This is a genomic window from Sulfuricella sp. (assembly GCF_035531155.1).
GTDB lineage: Bacteria > Pseudomonadota > Gammaproteobacteria > Burkholderiales > Sulfuricellaceae > Sulfuricella.
On sequence record NZ_DATKTK010000056.1, the window covers coordinates 16,893 to 39,601 of the forward strand.

Genomic DNA, 22,709 nt, shown 5'->3' on the forward strand with positions numbered 1-22,709 from the left:
CAGGAAAATTAGGAGAATTTAAATGGGAAAAAGAATCACGATAGACCCGATCACCCGGATTGAAGGCCATCTGCGTGTCGATTGCGAAGTGAACGGCGGCAAGGTCACCAAGGCGTGGGCATCCGGCCAGATGTGGCGCGGCGTCGAGCAGATCCTGTTGGGTCACGACGCGCGCGATGCCTGGGCGATCACCCAGCGCATCTGCGGCGTGTGCACCACGGTGCATGCCGTGGCCTCGGTGCGCGCGGTAGAAAACGCGCTCAACATGGAAGTGCCACTCAACGCGCAGTACATCCGCAACCTGATCATCACGGCACATGCCATCCACGACCATATCGTGCATTTCTATCACCTCTCGGCGCTCGACTGGGTGGACGTTGTTTCCGCGCTCAAGGGTGATCCGGCCAAGACTGCGCAGCTTGCCGGAGGGTTGTCCAGCTGGAGCGGCAACAGCCGCCAGGAATTCACCAAGGTCAAGGAACGACTGAGCAATTTCGTCGGCACCGGTCAGCTCGGCATCTTCACCAACGGCTACTGGGGCCACCCGGCGATGAAACTGTCGCCGGAAGTGAATTTGCTGGCGGTGACGCACTACCTCCAGGCGTTGGAGATTCAGCGCTACGCCAGCAAGATCGTCAGCATCCTCGGCTCCAAATCGCCGCATATCCAGAACATGGCGGTGGGCGGGGTGTCCAACCCGATCGCGCTGGATTCCCAGTCGGTACTGACCGTCGAACGCCTGCTCGCGGTCAAGGAATGGATCGACAAGCTGAACGACTTCATCAAGAACGTCTACCTGGTGGATGTGGCCGCCATCGGCGCGTTCTACGCCGACTGGACCGCGATTGGCGCCGGCGTCATGGACTACCTGTCGGTACCCGACCTGCCGCTCGACACCAAGGGCACCCAGTTCGCCCTGCCCGGCGGCTACATCAAGGGCGGCGACCTGGCTAGCATCAAGCCGATCAAGACCTTCGGCGACGCCTATTTCCGCGACGGCGTCGAGGAGAGCGTCAAGCACTCCTGGTACAAGGGCGGCAAGGGCGCGTTGCACCCCTACAAGGGCGAAACCGTACCGGATTACACCGACTTCCAGGACAACGGCAAATATTCCTGGGTCAAGTCGCCCACCTTCTACAGCAAGCCCGCCCAGGTCGGCCCGTTGTCGCGGGTGCTGGCGATGGTCGCGCAGAACCACGCGCCGACGCTGAAATACCTGACCGGCGTGCTCGACACCGCCGGCTCGCTCGCCAAGACCAAGATCCCTCTCGCCGCGGTGCATTCCACCATCGGCCGCCATGCCGCCCGCGCGGTTTCCTGCGCGGTGCAGGTGGACGAGCTGGCAAACCAGTGGCAGTTGCTGGTGGACAACATCGGCAAGGGCGACACCAAGACCTTCAACAAGCCGGTGTTTCCCAAGGGCGAGGTTAGCGGCGTCGGCTTCCACGAAGCGCCGCGTGGCGTGCTGTCGCACTGGGTGGTGATCAAGGACGGCAAAATCACCAACTACCAGGCAGTCGTGCCGACCACCTGGAACGCCGCGCCACGCAACGAGGGCGATGTGCCCGGCCCGTATGAAGCGTCGCTGCTGAACACTCCGGTCGCCGATCCGGAGCGTCCGCTCGAAGTGCTGCGCACGGTGCACTCGTTCGACCCCTGCCTGGCTTGCGCCGTGCATGTGCTCGATAATGAGGGAAAGCCGGTGGTGCAGGTCAAGGCGCTTTGACGCATAAAAAACCAATTGAACCGCAGAGGCGCAAAGAACGCAAAGGAAAAACAACGTGTTACCGGTGTTCATCGGATCACCAAACAGGTGAGAGCGCAATTGATCTTACGACTTTGTCTTCCTTTGCGACTTTGCGTCTTTGCGGTTAATGAACTGAGGTCTATAGGATGAAGGATTTTTCATGCGCATAGTGGTTCTCGGTGTCGGCAACATCCTGCTCTCCGATGAAGGTGTCGGGGTGCGGGCAGTGGAGAAATTGCAGCGGGATTTCGTCCTTTCTGCCGAGGTCGAGGTCATCGACGGGGGCACCACGGGCATGGAGATGCTCGAAGATCTGGCTTGCGCCGACCACATCATCATTGTCGACGCGGTTCTCGGCGGCCATGCGCCGGCTTCCATCGTCAGGCTTGCCGGCGAGCAGGTGCCGGTGTTCTTCAGGACCAAGCTGTCGCCGCACCAGATCGGGCTTTCGGACGTGCTGGCGACACTGGAGCTGATCGGCGAACAGCCCGGCGGCGTCACCGTGATCGGCGTCGAGCCGGTATCGCTGGAAACCGCCATGGCGCTGTCGCCGCAAGTGGAAGCGTTGCTGCCCGAAGTGGTATCTCTGGTGGTCGCGGAGTTGCGCCAACTGGGCGTGGCTGTTAAGTGCATTGCGGCACAGGCGGCATAGCAATGTGCATGGCTATTCCCTCCCGCATCATTGCCCTCGCTGGCGAAATGGCCACCGTCGAGTGCTTCGGCGAGCAGCGTGAGGTCAGCCTGATGCTGATGAGCAGCGACGTTGCGCTGGGCGACTATGTGCTGGTGCAGGCCGGCGGCTTCGCCTACGAGCGCGTCGAGCATGCTGCCGCCCAAGAAGCGCTGCATATTTTCAGCGCTGTGATCGGGCCGGCTGCGACTGCATAGAGTTTGACCTCCGTTAACAGCCGGCTGTAAGGCCGGCTTTTTTTCGCATATAGAACCAGAATGAGCGCGGAGTTAAGTTCGACTGAACTAGGTTTATAGCCATACCGGTAACAAGGTTTTCATTTCTTGCTAAACCCTGGAAACATGCTTTCCTTTTTCTGCTGCAAGTGAAATACTGATTACCGATAAAGCGTCTGAGAATATTCGTGGCCTCTGATAAGGCCATGATCTGACGTCTGTTTTATTTCCGGGAAAAATGGCATAGATCTTGATAGCAGTATGAACTCAAGAACCAAATTCGACGGGATGAATGATGACGCTGCAATCGCTGAAAACAGGTGCCGCATGATGAGAAGTTCAGAATCGGTGGAGGCCGTCCATCCCGGCCCCTTGCTCGAAGAAATTTACCGAAAAATCCACCGCGAGCACATGCTCGGACTCCCCATTCTCAATCCTGACCTGGAGGTCGAAGCGGTCGGTTTCGTGCCGTTTCGCGGCCTTTGGGTGGGCATCCTGATCACGCCGTGGTTCATGAACCTGATGCTACTGTCCGGAACGGCCCTTTGCCCGGTGTTGGCCGAAGGGGAGAGCCAGTCCTGGCTATTTCCAGGCGGCGCCCTGAAATTTTATGCCGGCTTCGAAGCGGAGGTCGGGTCCTGTCAGGTGTGCTCGCTGTTTTCGCCGATGCGGGAATTCGCCAATCAGGAGGAAGCCCGCGCCGCCGCACAGGCGGTTCTGAATGGGCTGTTCACCGAGATCGTCAGTGCCGAACCGGAGCCACCAGTGCCAGTTCAAACTCAGCCCGCTGGCCCGTTGGCGGAAATGCGCGTAGCGGTCGCCGCGCCGATGACGAAGCGGGATTTTCTGCGTGGAAGTTTTTTGCCTGGGAGACAACGTGAGCCCCGAGGGTAAGATCACCCTCCGCCTGCACTGGGACGGGCAGCGCATCGTCCGGGTGGGCCTGGAACCGCGCCATCCCCTGCAGGCCGCCGACCTGCTGCGGGGCAAGTCGGCAGTGCAGGCGGCGCGTACGGTGCCGCTGCTGTTCAGCCTGTGTGCCAAGGCTCAGGCCGCGGCCGCGGTGACCGCGCTGGAGGCCGCGCAGGGCGCGGCCCCCGCTGCGACCGCCGCAAAATGGCGCGAGCTGATGGTGCTGGGCGAGGCGATTCAGGAATTGCTGTGGCGCTTTCTGCTCGATTTGCCGGGGATCATGGGAGAGCCGCGCCAACCCGAACTGCTGACCGAGTTGCGCCGGCGCTTCGCCAGGGTGGTTGCGCCAGTGCTCGGCGGGGAGGAATGGAAGACGCCGGGGGCGGAATTGGCCGAGCCGGACGCAGCGGCATGGGAGGGATTTTCCCGCGACGTCGAGGCGGTGATCAGTGCGGATATTCTGGGCCTGCCTGCAGCGGAATGGGTTGAGGCGACCACAGTGGGCCAGACGGCGCGCTGGCTGCACGCTTCCCATACGCCAACCGCCCGGCTGCTGCTGAAATTGTGGAACGGCAAGGGCTTGTGGGGGGGCAGCGGGATTGCCCTGATGCCGGAAACGAGCCGCGGACGCGTGCTGAACGAACTGCTGCCGGGGCTGGAAAACGATCCGGATTTTGCCTTTCGCCCCCATTGGCTCGGGCGGGTAATGGAAACCGGCTCGCTGGCGCGGATGCGGAACCATCCACTGCTGGCCGGGTTGCTTCAGCGGGACGGGGCAACCGTGCTGGCACGTTTGCTTGCGCGCCTGGTCGAACTGGTGGAATTGACCAAGACGCTGCGTGCTCCTGCCGGCGAGCCGTCGGGATGGGTGCAGGGCGCCGCGTTGCGTCATGGAACCGGCCTGGCCTGGGTGCAAACCGCGCGCGGGCTGCTGGTTCACCGGGTAGAAGTGGACGATAGCGGCAATGTCCGGGATTACCGCATCGTCGCCCCGACCGAATGGAATTTTCATCCTGCCGGGGCCTGCGTCTACGGATTGACGGGCAGGGCAGCCGCCAGCGCGGATGAAGCGCGCCACTGCGCCGAGTTGATGGTGCAGGCGCTGGACCCCTGCGTCGCTTATCAGATCGAGGTTGTCAATGCATGAAATGTCGCTCGCCGAGGGCGTTTTGCAGGTGATCGAAGACAGCGCTAAAAGCAACGGCTTCACACGGGTTAAAACAGTGTGGCTGGAGATCGGGGCATTGGCCGGCGTAGAGGTGGAGGCGATGCGTTTCTGTTTTGACGCGGTCGTCAAAAACACGCTGCTGGACGGTGCCCGGCTGGAAATCGTTGCAACCGAGGGCCAGGGCTGGTGCCTGAACTGTGGTAAAACCGTCGCCATCCAGCTACGCTATGATCCTTGTCCGTTGTGCGGCGGTTACCAGGTTGAGCCGACCGGCGGCATGGAAATGCGGGTAAAGGAACTCGAAGTCGAATAAATAAAGGAGAACAGGCATGTGCACAGTTTGCGGCTGCGGCCAGGGTGAAACCAAAATCGAGGGCGAGGAACACGCTCATACCCACGTTCATGCCCATGAGCACGAGCATGGCGGCGCAGTGCACAGCCACCCGCACGAGCACACGCATCTACAGGGCCATGAGCAGGCCCATGAGCACGAGCATGGCCACGATCATCCGCACCAGAACGGAGCGACGCATGAGCACGGCCACGGCGACCTGCATTTCGGCACCGGAATCGCGGGTGCTCATGCACCGGGGATGAGCCAGGGCCGCATGGTGCAGATCGAGCAGGATATCCTCGCCAAGAACAACCAGTATGCCGCCGCCAATCGCCGCCGTTTCACCGAGTGCGGCATCTTCGCACTCAATCTGGTTTCCAGTCCGGGTTCCGGCAAGACTGCGCTGCTCACCCGCACCATCGAACGGCTTAAAGACAAACACCGCATCGCAGTGATCGAGGGCGACCAGCAGACCAGCCTCGACGCCGACCGCATTCGCGCCACTGGCGTGGCGGCGGTGCAGGTCAACACCGGCAAGGGCTGCCATCTCGACGCCCACATGGTGGGCCACGCGCTGGAAAAACTCGGCTTGCCGGACGGCGGCCTGCTGCTGATCGAAAACGTCGGCAACCTGGTTTGTCCGGCGGCTTTCGACTTGGGCGAGGCGCACAAGGTGGCGATCCTGTCGGTGACCGAAGGCGAGGACAAGCCGCTCAAATACCCCGACATGTTCGCCGCCGCCGAGGTGATGCTGCTCAACAAGGTGGACCTGTTGCCCTACCTGAATTTCAACGTGCCGCTCGCCATTGAATACGCACGCCGGGTTAATCCCTATATCCGCGTTATCCTCACCTCCGCGGTTAGCGACGAGGGCATGGGGGAATGGCAGGAATGGATCGAGGCAGGCATGAAACGGGCTGCCGAGCAGAAAGAGCGCGAAGTGGATACGCTGAAACGCAAGGTTTCCGAGCTGGAGGCGCTGCTTGCCGCAAAGGCCGGCTGAAATCATGCAGGTTCCTGTCGATGGCCAGGCTGCGGCCCGCATACGGGTACGAGGCATTGTGCAGGGGGTGGGATTCCGCCCCTTCGTCTATCGCCTGGCCATCGAACTGGGCTTGAGCGGCTGGGTGCGCAACGACGCCGACGGCGTTGAAATTGAGGCGCAGGGCGGGGAGGCGGCACTTGCTGCGCTGCTGCGAGGACTCAAGAGCGAGGCGCCCGATCTGGCGCGGGTGGATGAAGTGAGCACGATGCTGGCCAAGGTTCGGCCGCACCACGGTTTCGCCATTCTGGAAAGCCGCGCCGGCCATGCGCATACCGGCATCGCGCCCGATGCCGCCATCTGCCCGGTTTGCCTGGCCGAAATCTTCGACCCGGCCAACCGGCGCTACCGCTACCCCTTCACCAACTGCATCCACTGCGGCCCGCGCTACACCATCACCCGCCGCCTGCCCTACGACCGGCCTAACACTAGCATGGCGAAGTTCGCCCTGTGCCCGGACTGCCGGCGCGAATACGATGCCCCGCTCGACCGCCGCTTCCACGCCCAGCCCAATGCCTGCCCGGCATGCGGGCCGCGCCTTGCTCTGGTCGAGGCCGGCGGGCAGGCTATGGCGGCGGATGACCTTATCGCTGCCACGCTGGAACGCCTGCACGCCGGACAAATTCTGGCGATCAAGGGGCTGGGCGGCTTCCACCTGATGTGCGATGCACGCAATAGAGAGGCGGTCGCTCGGCTGCGCCGGCGCAAGCAGCGCGAGGAGAAGCCGTTTGCGGTGATGTTGGCGGGGGTGGCCTCCGTTGCTCAATTTGCTGTGTGCAGCGATGCCGAGCGGCGACTGCTGGAAGCCCGCGAGCGGCCCATCGTCCTGCTGCAAAAGCGGGCGGAATGCGATATGGCCCTGCCCGGCGTGGCGCCCGGTATGGGCGAGCTGGGCGTGTTGCTGCCCTATGCGCCGCTGCATTACCTGCTGTTCCACGAGGCTGCCGGCCGGCCAGACGGTACGGCATGGCTTGAAACGCCGCAGGAATTGGCGCTGGTATGCACCTCGGCCAACCCCGGTGGCGAACCGCTGGTAACCGGCAACGACGAGGCGCTGCAGCGGCTCGCGAGTATCGCCGATGTATTTCTGATGCATGACCGCGATATCCTGGTGCGCTGCGACGACAGCGTGATGCGGGTAAATCAGGAATGGGGAATGGGAAATGGGCAATGCGGAAAACCGATTACGAGCGGCCCATCACTCATTACTCATCACACATCCCCGTCTTTCATCCGCCGCGCCCGCGGCTACACCCCGTGCGCCATCAAGCTGGCAAAAGCGGGGCGTTCCGTGCTGGCCGTGGGCGGCTGGTTCAAGAACACCGTCTGCCTGACGCGCGGCGACGAGGCCTTCCTTTCCCAGCACATCGGCGATCTGGATAACGCTTCCACCTGCCGCAGCCTGGAGGAAACAGCGCAGCACCTGATGAACGTGCTCGAAATCGAGCCGGAAATCGTCGCCCACGACTTCCACCCGGATTTCTTCAGCAGCCGTTTCGCCGCCGATTTCGCGCGCCAGCGCGGCATCCCGGTGCTTGACGTGCAGCACCACCATGCCCATATCGCCGCAGTGATGGCGGAGCATGGGCTGGCAGGCCCGGTGCTGGGGCTGGCGCTGGACGGGGTTGGGCTGGGCCGTGACGGTAAGGCCTGGGGCGGCGAGCTGCTGCGGGTGGACGGGGCGTCGTTCGAGCGCCTCGGTCACCTCGCCGGACTGGCGCTGCCCGGCGGCGACAGCACGGCGCGCGAACCCTGGCGCATGGCGGCGAGCGCCCTGCACGCCTTGGGCCGGGGCGGGGAAATCGAGCGCCGCTTTGCGCATTCCGGCGCTACGGCAGTACGGCAGATGCTGGAGAAGAACCTCAACAGCCCGGCCACTTCCAGTTGCGGCCGCCTGTTCGACGCCGCCGCCGGATTGCTCGGCGTGCGCGAAGTGGCTGCCTTCGAAGGCCAGGCGGCGATGCTGCTGGAAGGGCTGGCCGAGCGCCACGGCCCGGTCGTGGCGCTGGATAACGGTTTCAGGATCGAGGCGGACGGCAGTCTGAATCTTTTGCCGCTGCTCGCCGCGCTAAGCGAAATCCGCGATGCTGGCCAGGGCGCGGCGCTGTTCCATGCTACCTTGGCCAAAGCGCTGGCGGCCTGGGTGGAGGATGCGCTGGAAACAACCGGATTGAACCAGGTTGCATTCGGCGGCGGTTGTTTCCTCAACCGGCTGCTGAGCGCGGATCTTGTCGCCCGCCTCGAAGCGCTGGGTGCGAAGGTGTACCAGGCGCGCCAGGCACCGCCCAACGATGGCGGGCTGAGCCTAGGGCAGGCGTGGATCGCGATAAATAGTTTGTGATTACTTACCGCAAAGGACGCGAAGGAAGGCAAATGCAAGTAACTCTTCGCGTACCTTTGCGTCCTTTGCGGTGAAATTGCTTTTTTGGAGAAATGAATGTGTCTGGCGATTCCGGCCCGCGTGGCCGAACTTCTCGATAACGACGGCGCCGTGGTCGAACTGGGCGGCGTGCGCAAGGAAATCTCGCTGGCGCTGGTGGACGGCGTGGGGGTGGGCGATTACGTCATCGTCCACGTCGGCTACGCGCTCAACCGGCTCGACCCGGAAGAGGCGGAAAAGACCCTGCAATTGTTTGCCGAGTTGGGTGAAAGCCTGACATGAGCCCGAATTGCCCGTTAGTACAAAACTGCGTCATTCCCGCGCAGGCGGGAATCCAGTTGATTAGAAAATTTCCCGCGAAGCGGGACAACATCGCGGTTTTGTCCGCTTCGCGGGATGTTTGTCCTTGCTGGATTCCCGCCTGCGCGGGAATGACGGGCTAATGGAATATTTGGGATGAAATATATCGACGAATTCCGTGATGGCGCGCTGGCCCGGAAACTCGCCGCCGACGTGCGGCGCGAGGTGAATCCCGGACGCAGCTACAGCCTGATGGAATTTTGCGGCGGGCATACCCATGCCATTTTCCGCTACGGCATCCAGGATCTGCTGCCGGACAACGTGCGCATGATCCATGGCCCCGGCTGCCCGGTGTGCGTGCTGCCGATCGGGCGGGTGGACAGCGCCATTCGGCTGGCGCGCACGCCCGGCGTGATTCTATGTTCCTACGGCGACATGCTGCGCGTGCCCGGCTCGGACCGGGTCAGCCTGCTGAAGGCCAAGGCGGGCGGGGCTGACGTGCGCATGATCTATTCCAGCGCCGACGCGCTGCGGATCGCCCAGGAAAACCCCGAAAGCCAGGTGGTGTTCTTCGCCATCGGCTTCGAGACCACCACGCCGCCGACGGCGGTGGCGATTTTGCAGGCGGAAAAGCTGGGCCTCGCCAATTTTTCGGTGTTCTCCAACCATGTGTTGACCCCATCCGCCATCGCCAACATCCTCGAATCGCCGGAGGTGCGCAAAATGGGGCTGCTGCCGCTCGACGGCTTTATTGGTCCGGCGCACGTTTCAACCGTGATCGGCAGCCGGCCCTATGAATATTTTGCTTACGAATACCAGCGTCCGGTGGTGATCGCAGGCTTCGAGCCCCTGGACGTGATGCAGGCGATCCTGATGCTGGTGCGGCAGTTGAACGAGGGCCGCGCCGAGGTGGAAAACGAGTTTTCCCGTGCCGTGACGCGGGAAGGCAACCTCAAGGCGCTGGACATGGTGGCGGAAGTGTTCGAGCTGCGCCGTTCCTTCGAATGGCGCGGTCTCGGGCTGGTGCCTTACAGCGGTCTCAGGATCAAGGCGAAATACGCTGCCTTCGACGCCGAGCGGCGCTTCGATCTGCCCTATCAATCCGTGCCTGACAACAAGGCGTGCGAATGCGGCGCGATCATCCGCGGTGTGAAGAAACCGCTCGACTGCAAGTTGTTCGGCACGGTATGCACGCCGGAGAACCCGGTTGGCTCGTGCATGGTGTCGTCGGAAGGGGCCTGCGCGGCTTATTACACTTATGGACGCTATCGGGATGCAAATAATCGTTAACCGCAGAGGCGCAGAGAATTCCCAATCCGGGTTTTCTCCGCGCCTCTGCGGTAAAAAAATTGAGAGCAACCATGACTAAAGTCAGAACTGGTTACATCCGACCCCTCGACCTGAAAAACGGCCGCGTCGACATGACCCACGGCAGCGGCGGGCGAGCGATGGCGCAACTGGTCGAGGAGCTGTTCCTCGCCGCCTTCGACAATGAATTCCTGAACCAGCAGAACGATCAGGCGAGCTTTCATGTACCCGGCGGGCGCATGGTAATGGCGACCGATTCGCATGTCGTGTCGCCGCTGTTCTTTCCCGGCGGCGACATCGGCTGCCTGTCTGTTCATGGAACCCTCAACGATGTCGCCATGGCCGGCGCGGTGCCGCTCTATCTCTCGGCGGGCTTCATCCTGGAAGAGGGCTTTCCGCTCGCCGACCTGGTGCGCATCGTCGAGTCGATGGCGCGCGCCGCCAGGGAAGCCGGTGTACCGATCGTCACCGGCGACACCAAGGTGGTCGAGCGCGGCAAGGGCGACGGCGTGTTCATCAACACCACCGGCATCGGCGTGGTGCCGGCGGGGGTGAATATCTCCGGCGAGCGCGCCCGGCCGGGCGACGCGATCATCGTCAACGGCCCCGTCGGCGACCACGGCGTGGCGATTCTCAGCTTGCGCGAGAACCTCAGCTTCGGCACCGCCATCCAGTCAGATACCGCCGCGCTGCACGGCCTGGTCGCGGAGATGGTCGGCGCGGTGGCGGACATCCACGTGCTGCGCGACCCGACGCGCGGCGGGCTGGCTACTACGCTCAACGAAATTGCCCGCCAGTCGGGCGTCGGCATGATGCTGCGCGAAACCGATTTGCCCATCCGGGGCGAAGTCCGTGCGGCGTGCGAGTTCCTCGGCCTCGATCCGCTGTATTCCGCCAACGAGGGCAAGCTGGTCGCCATCTGCCCGCGCGATGACGCGGACGCGCTGCTGGCGGCGATGCGCGCCCATCCGTTGGGAAGGGAAGCGGCGCTGATCGGCGAGGTGATCGAAGACGATCATCATTTCGTCCAGATGGAAACCGCTTTCGGCGGGCGGCGCATCGTGGACTGGCTGACGGGGGAGCAGTTGCCACGGATATGTTAAAAAGTCTTTCACCGCAGAGGCGCAAAGGCGCAGAGAAAAGCGATTCCAAAGCAGTGTGGAATATGAATTTTCTTTGCGGAACCTCTGCGCCTCCGCGCCTCTGCGGTAAAGTTTTTATTAATTTCGGTTTATCCCGTTTGAAAATATGCGCATTCTGTTCCTGACCCATTCCTTCAACAGCCTGTCGCAGCGGCTCTACCTCGAATTGATGGGGCGCGGCCACGAGGTGTCGATCGAGTTCGACATCAGCGACGCCGTGACGCTGGAGGCGGTGGCGATGTACCGCCCCGACCTGATTATCGCGCCCTTCCTCAAGCGCGCCATTCCCGAGGAAATCTGGCGCAAGCAGGTCTGCCTGATCGTCCACCCCGGCATCCGGGGCGACCGCGGGCCGTCGGCGCTGGATTGGGCGATCCTGAACGGTGAGCAGGAATGGGGTGTGACGGTGCTGCAGGCCGCCGCCGAGATGGATGCCGGCGGTATCTGGGCAAGCGCGAATTTTCCGATGCGCGCGGCGAGCAAGGGCAGCCTGTACCGCAACGAGGTGACGGCGGCGGCGGCGGCGGCGGTGCTGGAGGCGGTGGAAAAGTTTGAGGCGGGCGGCTTCGTGCCCGAACCGCTCGATTCTGCGCGGCCTGACGTGCGTGGGCAGTGGCGGCCCGCAATGCGCCAGGAAGACCGCGCCATCGACTGGCGCGATGACGATGCCTCGACGGTGCTGCGCAAAATCAGATCTGCCGATGGCTTTCCCGGTGTGCTCGACGAAGTGCTGGGCGAAGCCTGCTACCTGTACGACGCGCATCCCGAAACCGGGCTGCGCGGCGCTCCGGGGGAGATTATCGCCCACTACAACGGCATGATCTGCCGCGCCACGGTGGACGGCGCGGTGTGGATCGGCCACCTGAAAAAGAAACAGGAAAGCGAGCCGGCCTTCAAGCTGCCGGCGGCAATGGTGCTGGGCGAAAAGCTGGCCGGCGTGGCGGAAACCGAGGGCGCTTGGCGCGACATCCGCTACGAGGAAAAAAACGGCGTCGGCACCCTGCATTTCGAGTTCTACAATGGCGCGATGAGCACGGCGCAGTGCGGGCGTCTGCTTCAGGCTTACCAGGAGGCGATCCGGCGCGACACGAAAGTGATCGTGCTGGCGGGCGGGGCGGATTTCTGGTCGAACGGTCTCCATCTCAACCTGATCGAGGCGGCCGACAGCCCCGCCGACGAATCCTGGTGCAACATCAACGCCATGAACGACCTGGCGCGCGCCATCCTTGCTACCGACAGCCATTTTATTATTTCCGCTTTGCAGGGCAACGCCGGGGCGGGCGGGGTGTTCCTTGCGCTGGCGGCGGACAGGGTGGTGGCGCGCGAAGGCGTAGTGCTCAACCCGCACTACAAGGCGATGGGCAACCTGTACGGCTCAGAATACTGGACTTACCTGCTGCCGCGCCGGGTGGGCGCGGAACGGGCCGGCGAAATCACCGGGAACCGCCTGCCCGTGAGGGCGAGGCAAGCGAAGGAGCTCGGCCTGATCGACGACTGTTTCGGCAGCGACGCGGCAGGATTCCGGTGTGGCGTGGAGGCGTTGGCGGAAAGCCTCGCCGCAGATGCGCCAGCCCTGCTCGCCGAAAAGCGTGCAGAGCGCCGCCGTGACGAGGCGGAAAAGCCGCTGGCTGCCTACCGCGCCGAGGAATTGGCGCAGATGAAGCGCAATTTCTATGGCTTCGACCCCAGCTACCATGTCGCGCGCTACAATTTCGTCCACAAAGTGCTACATTCGCGTACACCGCGCCATCTGGCGCTGCATCGCAGAATCGGGGGGAAATAGGCCGTGCCGAATTTGCCGACAGTCCTGGTGGTTGACGACGAGGTGCGTTCACAGGAATCGCTGCGCCGCACCCTGGAAGAAGAGTTCTACGTGTTCACGGCGTCCGGTGCGGAAGATGCGCTGGCGCTGCTGGAGCACGAGTGGATGCACGTAATCCTATGCGACCAGCGCATGCCGGGAACGAGCGGTGTGGATTTCCTCAAGCAGGTGCGAGAGCGCTGGCCGGACACCGTGCGCATCATCCTGTCCGGCTACACCGAAACCGAGGACATCATCGCCGGCATCAACGCCGCTGGCATCTACCAGTACATCACCAAGCCCTGGCATCCGGAATCCCTGCTGCTTTCGGTGCGCGCCGCTGCGCAGCTCTACCGCCTGCAGCAGGAAAACCAGCAAGCTTCGCTCGAGTTGCGCACCACCGAGCCGGTGCTGCGGCGTCGGGTCGAAGCCAAGCGCGAAGCGCTCAAGAGCCGGAATGATTTTTTACGCCTGGTGCGCAGCCGCGAAAGCCCGGTCAACCGGGTGTGCCAGATGGCGCAGCGCATCGCCCCCTACGATATTTCCATCCTGATCACCGGCGAATCGGGCACCGGCAAGGAACTGCTGGCGCGTGCCATCCACTATGGCAGCAGCCGCGCCGACCGCGTCTTCGTGATCGAGAACTGCGGTGCGCTGTCCGACAGCCTGCTCGAATCCGAACTGTTCGGCCACAAGCGCGGCGCTTTCACCGGCGCGTTCGAGAACCGCGTCGGCTTGTTCGAACAGGCCGACGGCGGTACCATTTTCCTCGATGAAATCGGCGATACTACACCCGCGTTCCAGGTCAAATTATTGAGGGTTTTGCAGGAAGGGGAAATCCGTCCGCTGGGTAGTTCGCGCTCGCGCAAGGTGGACGTGCGGGTAATCTCGGCCACCAACCGGAACCTGGAAGAGGATGTGCGCAACGGGCGTTTCCGCGAGGATCTGTACTACCGCCTTACCACCTTCGCCCTGCATGTGCCGCCGCTGCGCGAACGTGTCCAGGACATTCGCCCGCTCGCCGACCACCTGCTGGGCGAGGCGACGCGCGCACTCGACAAGCCGGTCAAGGGTTTCACCGCCGAGGCCATCGACTGCCTGTGCGCCTACCACTGGCCGGGCAATGTGCGCGAGTTGCAGAACGAGATTATCCGCATGCTGGCACTGGTTGACGGAGAGTATCTCGGCGCCGAGCTGCTGACGCCGCGGGTGCTGCGCGCGGCGGGGCAGGAGCAGGAAAGCGACACGCCTCTCGCCGGGACTGGCGTGGGGCCGCTCAAGGAGCGGATCGAAGTGCTGGAAAAAAGTGTGCTCAAGGAAACCTTGATCCGCCACCGTTGGAACAAGTCGCGTGCCGCGCAGGAGCTGGGCTTGTCGCGGGTAGGGTTGCGCGCCAAGCTGCAACGTTTCGGACTGGAGAAAAAATGAACGGGACAACCGACGCCAAGCTCAACGTGCTTTGGCTGCAATCCGCCGGCTGCGGCGGCTGCAGCATTTCACTCCTGAATGCCGAGGCGCCCGACCTGCATGGCGCGCTGGAAACTGCGGGGGCGCGCTTCCTGTGGCACCCTTCCCTGAGCGAGGAAACAGGCGCGGAGGTGCTGGCGATTTTTAAGCGCTGCCTGTCCGGGGAAACCCGTCTCGACGTGCTGTGCGTCGAGGGGGCGATGCTGCGCGGGCCGAATGGGTCGGGCAAGTTCCATCTCTTGTCCGGCAGCGGCGAGCCGATGATGCACTGGGTGAAACAGCTGGCAGCGGTGGCACGCTACACCCTCGCTATCGGCAGTTGCGCCGCCTTCGGCGGCATCAATATTTCACAGGGCAACCCCACTGGTGCCTGCGGCCTGCAGTACGAGCGCGACTTGGTGGGCGGGCTGCTCGGTGCCGATTACCGCTCCGGCGCGGGGATGCCGGTGATCAACGTGGCGGGTTGTCCGACCCATCCCAACTGGGTGACCGAGACCCTGACCCTGCTGGCGCTGGGCGAGCTGCCCCTGGATCAGCTCGATTCCTTTAACCGTCCGCGCCACTATGCCGACCACCTGGTGCACCACGGCTGCCCGCGTAACGAGTATTACGAATTCAAGGCGAGCGCGGAAAAGTCCTCCGATCTCGGCTGCCTGATGGAAAACATGGGCTGCAAGGGCACCCAAGCCCACGCCGACTGCAACATCCGCCTGTGGAACGGCGAAGGTTCCTGCCCGCGCGGCGGCTACGCCTGCATCAGCTGCACCGAGCCGGGGTTCGAGGACCCCGGCCATCCCTTTGCACAGACGCCGAAGTTCGCCGGCATCCCCATCGGCCTGCCGACCGATATGCCCAAAGCCTGGTTCGTTGCGCTGGCTTCCTTATCGAAATCCGCCACGCCGAAGAGGGTGCGGGAAAACGCCCATGCCGACCACCTGGTGGTGCCGCCGGCGGTGAAAAAGACGAGGCTGAAATGAGTCGCCTGATCGTCGGGCCTTTCAACCGCGTCGAGGGCGACCTCGAAGTTGCCCTCGACATCGCCGATGGGCGAGTGACGTCGGCCCAAGTCAATGCGCCGCTGTATCGCGGTTTCGAGCAAATCATGCAGGGCCGCGACCCATTCGACGCGCTGGTGATCGCACCGCGCATCTGCGGCATCTGTTCGGTGTCGCAGTCGGCGGCGGCAGCCTCTGCCCTGGCCGCCGCGATGGGGCTGGACATGCCGCCCAACGGCAGGTTGGCACAGAACCTCACCCTCGCTTGCGAAAACCTGGCCGACCATTTTTCTCATTTCTACCTGTTTTTTATGCCGGATTTCGCCCGCGAGGCATACCGCGAGCGTTCCTGGTTTTCCCCGGTACAGGCGCGGTTCAAGGCTCTGCGCGGCTCGGCAGCCCAGCAGGCGCTGCCGGCGCGTGCCGATTTCCTCCACCTGATGGGCTACCTGGCCGGCAAGTGGCCGCATACCCTGAGCGTTCAGCCTGGCGGTTCGGCCAAAGCGGTGGAGGCGGCGGAAAAGGCGCGCATGCTGGCGGTGATCCACCAGTTCCGCCGCTGGCTGGAGCAGACTTTATTCGGCGACCGGCTGGAGACCATTGCCGCGCTCGATTCCGAGGCGGCGCTACAGGCCTGGATGGACGCCCGGCCTGCCGGGGCGAGCGACTTCCGCCTGTTCCTCGAAATCGCCGCGGATCTGCAGCTGCACCGCCTGGGGCGCGCTGCGGACCGCTTCATGAGCTATGGCAGCTATCCGTTCGAATCCTCCCATTTATTCCGTCCCGGCGTGTGGCAGGATGAATGGCGTGCGCTCGATCCGGCGGAAATCGCCGAGGATGTCAGCCACAGTCTGATGTCCGGTCCAGACGCCGCGCTGCCGCCGGCGCAGGGCATCACCCTGCCGCTGGAGGAAAAGGCGGGCGCCTACTCCTGGTGCAAGGCGCCGCGCCTGGCGGGCGAGGTGGTGGAAACCGGGGCGCTGGCGCGTCAGTTGGTGCAGGGGCACCCCTTGATGCGAGACTTGGCGGCGCACCATGGCGGCAACGTGCAGAACCGCGTCGTCGCGCGCCTGCTTGAGTTTGCCCTGGTGGTACCCGCGATGGAAAATTGGGTGAAGGCTCTCAAGCCGGGCGAGCCTTTCTGTCATCACGGTGAAATGCCGGAAGACGTCCGCAGCTTTGGCCTGGTCGAGGCTGCGCGCGGCAGTCTCGGACACTGGCTGCACGTGTACCGCGGGCGGATTTTCAACTACCAGATCATCGCTCCCACCACCTGGAATTTCTCTCCGCGCGACGGGGCGGATACGCCCGGTGCGCTGGAACAGGCGCTGGTCGGCGTGCCGGTATTGCCCGGCGAGGATACGCCGGTGGCCGTGCAGCACGTGGTGCGCTCGTTCGATCCGTGCATGGTGTGCACGGTACATTGAGACCTAACGCCTGGCAGCCTGTGGATCGGGGAAAGATCAGCTCTCGATCAGGCGGCGGATGACCGAATTGAACGGTCCGATCCACTCCGCTGCGAACTGGTTGTCGCAGGCATTCACTTCCGCGATGGCGCGCAGCATCGAACGTCCGTGGCCGCGATGAGTATGCTTCAGCATCACGGCTTCAAAAGCGTCGACGATCGCCAGGATTTTTGCTCCCGGGCAGATGGCATCTGATTTCAGGCCCTCCGGGTAACCCGCGCCATCAGGCATTTCATGGTGCTGTGCCACCATCTCGGCGGCGGGTTCCCAGTCTTCCATCCGTTCCAGCAGGCCGGCTCCGTAAGCGGGGTGCTCGCGCAGGGCTTTCTTGTCATCCTCATTGAGCCGTCCCAGTTTGTTCAGCCACATCCCTTCGGGCAGGAACATCATCCCGACGTCGTGCATGTAGGCCGCGGCTTCCAGTTGTACCGGGTTGACCGGTTTGCCTGCTGCCTTGTTGGTATCCAGGGCAAGGCGAAGAATCCGGGCGCTGCGTCCCTGAAAGTGGGTTGAGCGGTTTTCGAATTGCTGCGCAAGCGAACGGAAGAAGCGCAGATCCGTGGCGATGCTTTCCTGGCTGCGCGAGATTGCCGACTTTTGCGGCATGCCGCGCAGCGTCGCCATGGTGGGACGAAACCCGGTGACTGATTCGATGACGCCGCTGATGGCGGTGTCGAGTTGGTTCTGCGGAGTCTGGCTTAACTTTTCCAGTCCTTGCACCAGTTTGACGAGCTGCAATTGGGTGATGGCTTTCCCAGCTGCCAACGCTTCCACAGCCAATTCCAGGCGATCTATCGTCAGCAGGATGATTTCGCCGAGCAACTCGGTGAAGTGCAGTTTTCCAGTGCGCAGGTGCCCCATCAGGGTTTCGAGTGGATGACTGATGATGACGCCCATTTCCACCTTGCACAAGGCGGCGTCGCCCTTGATGTTGTGCAGAATGCGGAAAAGATTGTCGACGATTCGCTTGTCGTCAGGCGATTGCCTGAGCCGGGCTACATCCTGCTCAACCTTGGGGGCGAGGTCGGCCAGGTCTTCCAGGTAGTCATTCAGCAACTGGCGGTCGAAGATTTTCGGTTGGGTAAGGGCTTGAAGATGTGCCATTCGGGCTCTCTTTTTAGAATTTAACGCTGGCGACGGGGCAATACGAAGTCACACCGTTTCTCCTGACCACTTTATGGCCAATATTCTGTGCCTAACTGTCGGTTTTTTGGAATACTTTCATCTTTTTTAAAAAATATAACAAAATTATGACACCAAGTTAAAGATCTATAGTATAAACTTAGCTAAACTGTTTAGTGTCTTGTTTATAAATAATACATATGGCACTTGTCGCCTCACAATTGATCCAGAGTCTGGAGACTTCGAATCTCCCTTCCTTGCCTCACGTGCTGTTGCAAGTGCTGGACGCGTGCAATCGCAACGAGACGTCGCTTAGGGCAATTGCGGAAATCATCAACAAGGATACCGCGCTCAGTTCCAAGGTCATTGGCGCGAGCAGTTCCACCCTGCTCGGCAGGCCAAACAATATAACGGCATTTGAACAAAAGCTGATCATGCTTGGCCTTGATATGGTCAGGACCATTGCCATCAGCTCTTCGGTTTATCAGGTCTTCAGCAATATCGGCAGCAGTCCGGAATTTGACCTGAAGTCCTTTTGGGGTCGATCACTGACTTCCGCCACCCTGGCCAAACTTATCGCCCAGGAAGCCGCCTATCCCCATCCGGAGGAGGCGTATCTCACCGGACTTCTGCTCGACGTGGGCCAGCTGGTGCTGTGGAGCAATTTTCCCAAACAGTATGCCACGCTCTCTGCAGATGCCGTTGATGATCTCCAGCTTATGCAACGGGAAACGGAAGAAATCGGAAGCAATCATTGCGAAGTGGGATCATGGCTGGTAGGCGGCTGGCACCTGAATTCATTCATGGCGGACGCGGTACTCTATCACCATGAGCCGGCGGCAAGGGTCGCCGACGCACACCCGTTGATCAGGATTGCGCATGCGGCCAACAGCTTGAGCCTGGCCAACCCCAGCGACGAGGAGAGGCTGGCGGACGGGGCTGCGTTGTTGGGAATCACACAGGAAGACTCCCGGCGGATAATCGACATGGCCAGGAAGCGGGTCACCGAGATTGCACAGTCTCTTGAGATCGAGATCGACGTCGGCACAGGCGCTACGGAAGATGGCGTCACGCCCGAAAAGCCGGATCGGGACAAGTTCCGCCAGAAAAGAATGCAGCTTGCCCTGGAGGTGCGGGACATTGCTCTGGTTGACGGTATTGCGCTGGGCGTTACCGCCGCTCCGCCCTCTCTGGATGGCATCCTGTTGGCAATTCAGCGCTCGCTGCATATCCTGTTCGGCTTTAAAAATGTCATTTTTTTCCTCCGTGACCGGGAGTCAGGCACTCTTCATGGGAAGAGCCTGGCCTGGCAGCAAGCGCTGGTCAATGAAATGGCTATCCCTTCGAAGAAGGGAAACAGCATCGTCACCGATGTGCTACTCGCCCAGTCAGCCGGCAGTTCATTTGCTTCCGGGGAAAATGGGATCTTGACCGTGTTGGACGGCCAGATTGTCCGGTTGATGCAGGCAGAAGGGTTTTACTGCCAGCCCCTGGTTGCCCAGGATGCTGTTGTCGGCGCCATGCTGTTCGGGCTTGCCAGGGTTCAGTTGCCGCAGGCGGAAAAACAGCGCAAGCTGATTTTGATGTTTGCTCAGCAGGCTGCTCAGACCTTGGCTGCATGGCATGTGGCCAGCGAGCAGGTGCAGCGCATCGAATTCGAGGCGATGTCCGCCTCGCGAGCCAGGGCCAGGCAGATTGTGCACGAAGCCAACAATCCGCTCAGCATCATAAAAAACTATATCAAGCTGTTGGGTGTGAAGCTGCCGCAGGAAGACCCGGCTCAAGGAGACTTGGCGATCATCAAGGAGGAAATAGATCGCGTCACCACGATCATCCGGCAGCTAGCTGAGGCGGCCGAAGCCTATGCCAACCCGCTGGAGGAATTGAACGTCAATGGCGTGATTCAGGATCTGTACAGAATATTTCTTGAATCCCTGTTTGCGCAACATCAAATAGCCGTTCAAACCCAGCTTGACCCGTCGCTGCCAAACATCGTGGCCGACAGGGACAAGCTGAAGCAGGTGCTGATCAACCTGATGAAGAATGCGGTGGAGGCCATGCAGGAAGGGGGCCTGCTGCTCATTTCCACGCGTGGGAAAATCATCCGCGACGGCAACGAATACATCGAGATTTCGCTCGTGGACAACGGTCCCGGCATCCCCGGACACATCATGGCGGATCTGTTCAAGCCGGTCTCCAGTACCAAGGGGAAAGGACATGCCGGCCTGGGTCTCTCGATTGTAAAAAACCTGGTCGACGAATTGAAAGGCAGGATTTTCTGCCAGAGCAATGAAATATCGGGTACCGCTTTTCAGATACTTTTACCCGTAACGGCAACAGTGGCGTTGATGGATAGGTGATTCGTCGCCTTTCGGCTCGCGCCGTATTTCAGTAGACCCGGGATCTGGCGCTGGCGAGGATGCAAAATGAGGGAGCTTCAACTATGAGTGTCGCATTGGCCGAACAACCATTGATATTGGTTGTAGATGATGAGTTGCATCTGCGCAACAGCCTGAGCGCCCTGCTGGGCCTCCATGGTTTTTCGGTCATCACCGCGGATGGAGGGCGCGCGGCTATCGAGCTTCTCCAAAGCCAGCGATTCGATCTCGTCCTGCTGGACCTTTTTATGGCGGATGTGGACGGACATCAGGTCATGGATTCCATTATCGAGCAGCGGCTCGATACTTGCGTCATCGTCGTCAGCGGCGATGTTTCCATAGACTCCGCCATTAGCGCCCTGCGCCGTGGGGCCTACGACTTCCTGAGAAAACCCTACGAGCCGGATGAGCTGCTTCTGAAGATCGAGAATGCCCTCATCAAGCGCCGTCTGGAAAAAGAAAACAAAGCCATGAACCTCCAGTTGTGGGAGTCGGAGCGCTGGTACCGTTACATGGTGAACAGCTCGCCGGACATCATCTATACGCTGGATGCCAATGGCCGCTTCACATTTCTTAATGACCGTGTGGAACCGTTGTTAGGCTATCGCAAGGAAAGCCTGATCGGCCAGCATTATTCCGCTCTCATCTATCTCGAAGATCTGGAGTCTGCCCATTATATCCTGAACGAAAAGAGGGCTGGCGATCGTGCGTCCCGCAATATGGAACTCAGGGTCCGCCACAATATCGAGTCGAAACTGCTTACCCTGGAGTTCAGCTCTTTCGGAATTTACGAGGAAAGCAGGACAGATCAGCCCGCAAAGCATGTGGGTACCTATGGTGTGGCGAAGGATGTCACCGAAAGAAAGAAGGCTGAACAGATTATCAGCTACCAAGCCTATCATGATCTGCTCACCGGGCTTGCCAACCGTATATTGTTCAAGGACCACCTGGATATGGCGATTGCCCAGGCTAAACGTGACCAGAAAATGCTGGCCGTGATGTTCCTGGATATGGACCGCTTCAAGGTTGTCAACGACACGCTGGGCCATGTAATAGGCGACAGCCTGTTAAAAAAAGTGGCATCGCGGCTCAAGGGTTGTTTACGCGAGGGGGACACGCTGGCCCGTCAGGGTGGGGACGAGTTTACTCTGCTTCTTCCCCGGATCGACGATCGGGAAGATGCCATGCGAACGGCGGAGAAAATGATCAAGTCGTTTGACACCCCATTCCAGATCGATGGGCACGAACTCTACGTATCCATCAGTATCGGGATCGCGCTTTACCCTGTGGACGGGGAATCCATAGACACCCTCATCAAGAACGCTGACATCGCCATGTATGACAGCAAGGCGAAAGGCGGGAACCGTTACCAGCTCTACTCCGGCAGCATGAATGTGTCGTTTGCCGAGAAGCTCTCCATTGAAATGCAGATGCGGAAAGCGATCGACAGGCAGGAGTTTCAGGTTTTTTATCAGCCTCAGATCAATGTAAGCACGGGCCTCATCTCCGGAATGGAAGCTTTGGTGCGATGGGTGTCACCGCTTCATGGCGGCATCACGCCGCTGGAGTTTATTCCGCTGGCAGAAGAAACCGGCCTGATTCTCTCCATCGGGGAGTTCGTGTTAAGGTCTACATGCAAGCAGGCCATGCTGTGGAAAAATGCCGGTTTGCCGCCGCTGCGAATGGCCGTGAATATTTCGGCCCGGCAGATTGAACAGGACGGATTCTGCGATTACATCTCGCAGTTATTGCGGGAATACCATCTGGACGGTTCGATGCTTGAGCTGGAGGTCACTGAAGGCGCGCTGCTGAACGATGGCGAGCATATTATTGCAAAACTTAACATGCTGGCGAGCATGGGAATAAAGATCGCGCTGGATGACTTCGGCACCGGTTATTCGTCCTTGAGCTACCTGCAGAAATTTCCCATCAACACCATCAAGATCGACCAGTCTTTTGTGCGAGGTCTCCCCGGCGACCCGAATAATGTTTCAATCGTGACCGCGATTTGCGCAATGGCGCAAGGGCTCAAGATGAATCTGATCGCGGAAGGTGTGGAGCAACCCGCTCAACTCGAGTTTCTGCGCTTTCTCAATTGCAACGAAGCGCAGGGATTCCTGTTTAGCAAGCCACTGCCTGGCAATGAAATTACCGGGCTGTTGATGAGAAATGGCCCGTTGGCGCCGCCCGCATTTTATTCGGCCCAAACCCAATCAAGCTTTCAGCACAAAGTCGGTTAAC

Annotated in this window: 18 protein-coding genes; 17 read left to right on the forward strand and 1 reads right to left on the reverse strand. The window is 61.1% G+C overall.

All coding sequences use genetic code 11. The annotated features are described in order from the left end of the window. Nucleotides 1-22 precede the first annotated feature (22 nt). The 15 genes from VMV64_RS12505 (at nt 23) to VMV64_RS12575 (ending at nt 16,929) form a co-directional block, all read left to right on the forward strand. Entirely contained in the window at nt 23-1,726 is a 1,704-nt protein-coding gene (locus VMV64_RS12505) for a nickel-dependent hydrogenase large subunit (RefSeq protein ID WP_325330804.1), read from the forward strand. A 181-nt stretch (nt 1,727-1,907) separates the two neighbouring features. Further along, on the forward strand, nt 1,908-2,399 hold the full coding sequence (locus tag VMV64_RS12510) for a HyaD/HybD family hydrogenase maturation endopeptidase (RefSeq protein ID WP_325330806.1): 492 nt from the start codon (nt 1,908-1,910) through the stop codon (nt 2,397-2,399). An 8-nt stretch (nt 2,400-2,407) separates the two neighbouring features. Continuing rightward, a complete protein-coding gene (locus VMV64_RS12515) occupies nt 2,408-2,635 on the forward strand; it encodes a HypC/HybG/HupF family hydrogenase formation chaperone (protein ID WP_325330808.1) in 228 nt (75 codons plus the stop codon). 345 nt (nt 2,636-2,980) lie between these two features. Continuing rightward, nucleotides 2,981-3,547: a [NiFe]-hydrogenase assembly chaperone HybE gene (hybE, locus tag VMV64_RS12520; RefSeq protein WP_325330810.1), complete on the forward strand. Its 567-nt coding sequence runs from the start codon at nt 2,981-2,983 to the stop codon at nt 3,545-3,547. Then, nucleotides 3,531-4,712 carry a nickel-dependent hydrogenase large subunit gene (locus VMV64_RS12525; protein WP_325330812.1) on the forward strand — a complete coding sequence of 394 codons (1,182 nt, stop codon included), beginning with the start codon at nt 3,531-3,533 and terminating at the stop codon, nt 4,710-4,712. The genes hybE and VMV64_RS12525 overlap by 17 nt, the downstream gene beginning before the upstream one ends. Continuing rightward, complete coding sequence (hypA, locus tag VMV64_RS12530; protein ID WP_325330814.1) at nt 4,705-5,046, forward strand: hydrogenase maturation nickel metallochaperone HypA; 342 nt, start codon at nt 4,705-4,707, stop codon at nt 5,044-5,046. The genes VMV64_RS12525 and hypA overlap by 8 nt, the downstream gene beginning before the upstream one ends. Before the next feature lie 16 nt (nt 5,047-5,062). Beyond that, nucleotides 5,063-6,070, forward strand: a complete 1,008-nt coding sequence (gene hypB, locus VMV64_RS12535) for a hydrogenase nickel incorporation protein HypB (RefSeq protein ID WP_325330816.1) — start codon at nt 5,063-5,065, stop codon at nt 6,068-6,070. Next, the gene (locus VMV64_RS12540; RefSeq protein WP_325330818.1) at nt 6,051-8,450 is read left to right on the forward strand and encodes a carbamoyltransferase HypF; all 2,400 of its coding nucleotides are present in this window, start codon (nt 6,051-6,053) and stop codon (nt 8,448-8,450) included. The genes hypB and VMV64_RS12540 overlap by 20 nt, the downstream gene beginning before the upstream one ends. 96 nt (nt 8,451-8,546) lie before the next feature. Continuing rightward, nucleotides 8,547-8,771, forward strand: a complete 225-nt coding sequence (locus tag VMV64_RS12545; RefSeq protein WP_325330820.1) for a HypC/HybG/HupF family hydrogenase formation chaperone — start codon at nt 8,547-8,549, stop codon at nt 8,769-8,771. 174 nt (nt 8,772-8,945) lie between these two features. After that, entirely contained in the window at nt 8,946-10,079 is a 1,134-nt protein-coding gene (gene hypD, locus VMV64_RS12550; protein WP_325330822.1) for a hydrogenase formation protein HypD, read from the forward strand. A 71-nt stretch (nt 10,080-10,150) separates the two neighbouring features. Beyond that, complete coding sequence (gene hypE, locus VMV64_RS12555) at nt 10,151-11,200, forward strand: hydrogenase expression/formation protein HypE (protein ID WP_325330823.1); 1,050 nt, start codon at nt 10,151-10,153, stop codon at nt 11,198-11,200. 145 nt (nt 11,201-11,345) lie between these two features. Continuing rightward, nucleotides 11,346-13,022, forward strand: coding sequence for a hydrogenase maturation protein (locus VMV64_RS12560; RefSeq protein ID WP_325330825.1), 1,677 nt, complete (start codon nt 11,346-11,348; stop codon nt 13,020-13,022). 3 nt (nt 13,023-13,025) lie between these two features. Further along, a complete protein-coding gene (locus VMV64_RS12565; RefSeq protein ID WP_325330827.1) occupies nt 13,026-14,468 on the forward strand; it encodes a sigma-54 dependent transcriptional regulator in 1,443 nt (480 codons plus the stop codon). Further along, the gene (locus VMV64_RS12570; protein ID WP_325330829.1) at nt 14,465-15,484 is read left to right on the forward strand and encodes a HupU protein; all 1,020 of its coding nucleotides are present in this window, start codon (nt 14,465-14,467) and stop codon (nt 15,482-15,484) included. The genes VMV64_RS12565 and VMV64_RS12570 overlap by 4 nt, the downstream gene beginning before the upstream one ends. Further along, the gene (locus VMV64_RS12575; RefSeq protein ID WP_325330831.1) at nt 15,481-16,929 is read left to right on the forward strand and encodes a nickel-dependent hydrogenase large subunit; all 1,449 of its coding nucleotides are present in this window, start codon (nt 15,481-15,483) and stop codon (nt 16,927-16,929) included. Before VMV64_RS12570 ends, VMV64_RS12575 begins: the two co-directional genes overlap by 4 nt. 36 nt (nt 16,930-16,965) lie before the next feature. Here the strand turns inward: VMV64_RS12575 and VMV64_RS12580 are convergent, their stop codons facing one another. Next, the gene (locus VMV64_RS12580) at nt 16,966-18,072 is read right to left on the reverse strand and encodes an HD-GYP domain-containing protein (RefSeq protein ID WP_325330833.1); all 1,107 of its coding nucleotides are present in this window, start codon (nt 18,070-18,072) and stop codon (nt 16,966-16,968) included. Between the two features lie 218 nt (nt 18,073-18,290). On the opposite strand from VMV64_RS12580, the gene VMV64_RS12585 reads away from it, so the two are divergent. Both VMV64_RS12585 and VMV64_RS12590 read left to right on the forward strand, forming a co-directional pair. Beyond that, nucleotides 18,291-20,450 (forward strand): HDOD domain-containing protein, encoded by a 2,160-nt coding sequence (locus VMV64_RS12585; protein ID WP_325330835.1) that lies wholly within the window; start codon nt 18,291-18,293, stop codon nt 20,448-20,450. An 83-nt stretch (nt 20,451-20,533) separates the two neighbouring features. Continuing rightward, nucleotides 20,534-22,708 (forward strand): putative bifunctional diguanylate cyclase/phosphodiesterase, encoded by a 2,175-nt coding sequence (locus tag VMV64_RS12590; protein WP_325330837.1) that lies wholly within the window; start codon nt 20,534-20,536, stop codon nt 22,706-22,708. Nucleotide 22,709 lies beyond the last annotated feature (1 nt).

Excerpts from the sequence above, each read along its gene's own strand:
- hypA (WP_325330814.1), top strand. The coding sequence starts at position 4,705 with ATGCATGAAATGTCGCTCGCCGAGGGCGTTTTGCAGGTGATCGAAGAC.
- VMV64_RS12575 (WP_325330831.1), top strand. The coding sequence starts at position 15,481 with ATGAGTCGCCTGATCGTCGGGCCTTTCAACCGCGTCGAGGGCGACCTC.
- VMV64_RS12570 (WP_325330829.1), top strand. The coding sequence starts at position 14,465 with ATGAACGGGACAACCGACGCCAAGCTCAACGTGCTTTGGCTGCAATCC.
- hypD (WP_325330822.1), top strand. The coding sequence starts at position 8,946 with ATGAAATATATCGACGAATTCCGTGATGGCGCGCTGGCCCGGAAACTC.
- VMV64_RS12590 (WP_325330837.1), top strand. The coding sequence starts at position 20,534 with ATGAGTGTCGCATTGGCCGAACAACCATTGATATTGGTTGTAGATGAT.
- VMV64_RS12510 (WP_325330806.1), top strand. The coding sequence starts at position 1,908 with ATGCGCATAGTGGTTCTCGGTGTCGGCAACATCCTGCTCTCCGATGAA.
- hypE (WP_325330823.1), top strand. The coding sequence starts at position 10,151 with ATGACTAAAGTCAGAACTGGTTACATCCGACCCCTCGACCTGAAAAAC.
- VMV64_RS12515 (WP_325330808.1), top strand. The coding sequence starts at position 2,408 with ATGGCTATTCCCTCCCGCATCATTGCCCTCGCTGGCGAAATGGCCACC.
- hypB (WP_325330816.1), top strand. The coding sequence starts at position 5,063 with ATGTGCACAGTTTGCGGCTGCGGCCAGGGTGAAACCAAAATCGAGGGC.
- VMV64_RS12580 (WP_325330833.1), bottom strand. The coding sequence starts at position 18,072 with ATGGCACATCTTCAAGCCCTTACCCAACCGAAAATCTTCGACCGCCAG.
- VMV64_RS12585 (WP_325330835.1), top strand. The coding sequence starts at position 18,291 with ATGGCACTTGTCGCCTCACAATTGATCCAGAGTCTGGAGACTTCGAAT.
- VMV64_RS12545 (WP_325330820.1), top strand. The coding sequence starts at position 8,547 with ATGTGTCTGGCGATTCCGGCCCGCGTGGCCGAACTTCTCGATAACGAC.
- VMV64_RS12505 (WP_325330804.1), top strand. The coding sequence starts at position 23 with ATGGGAAAAAGAATCACGATAGACCCGATCACCCGGATTGAAGGCCAT.
- hybE (WP_325330810.1), top strand. The coding sequence starts at position 2,981 with ATGATGAGAAGTTCAGAATCGGTGGAGGCCGTCCATCCCGGCCCCTTG.
- VMV64_RS12560 (WP_325330825.1), top strand. The coding sequence starts at position 11,346 with ATGCGCATTCTGTTCCTGACCCATTCCTTCAACAGCCTGTCGCAGCGG.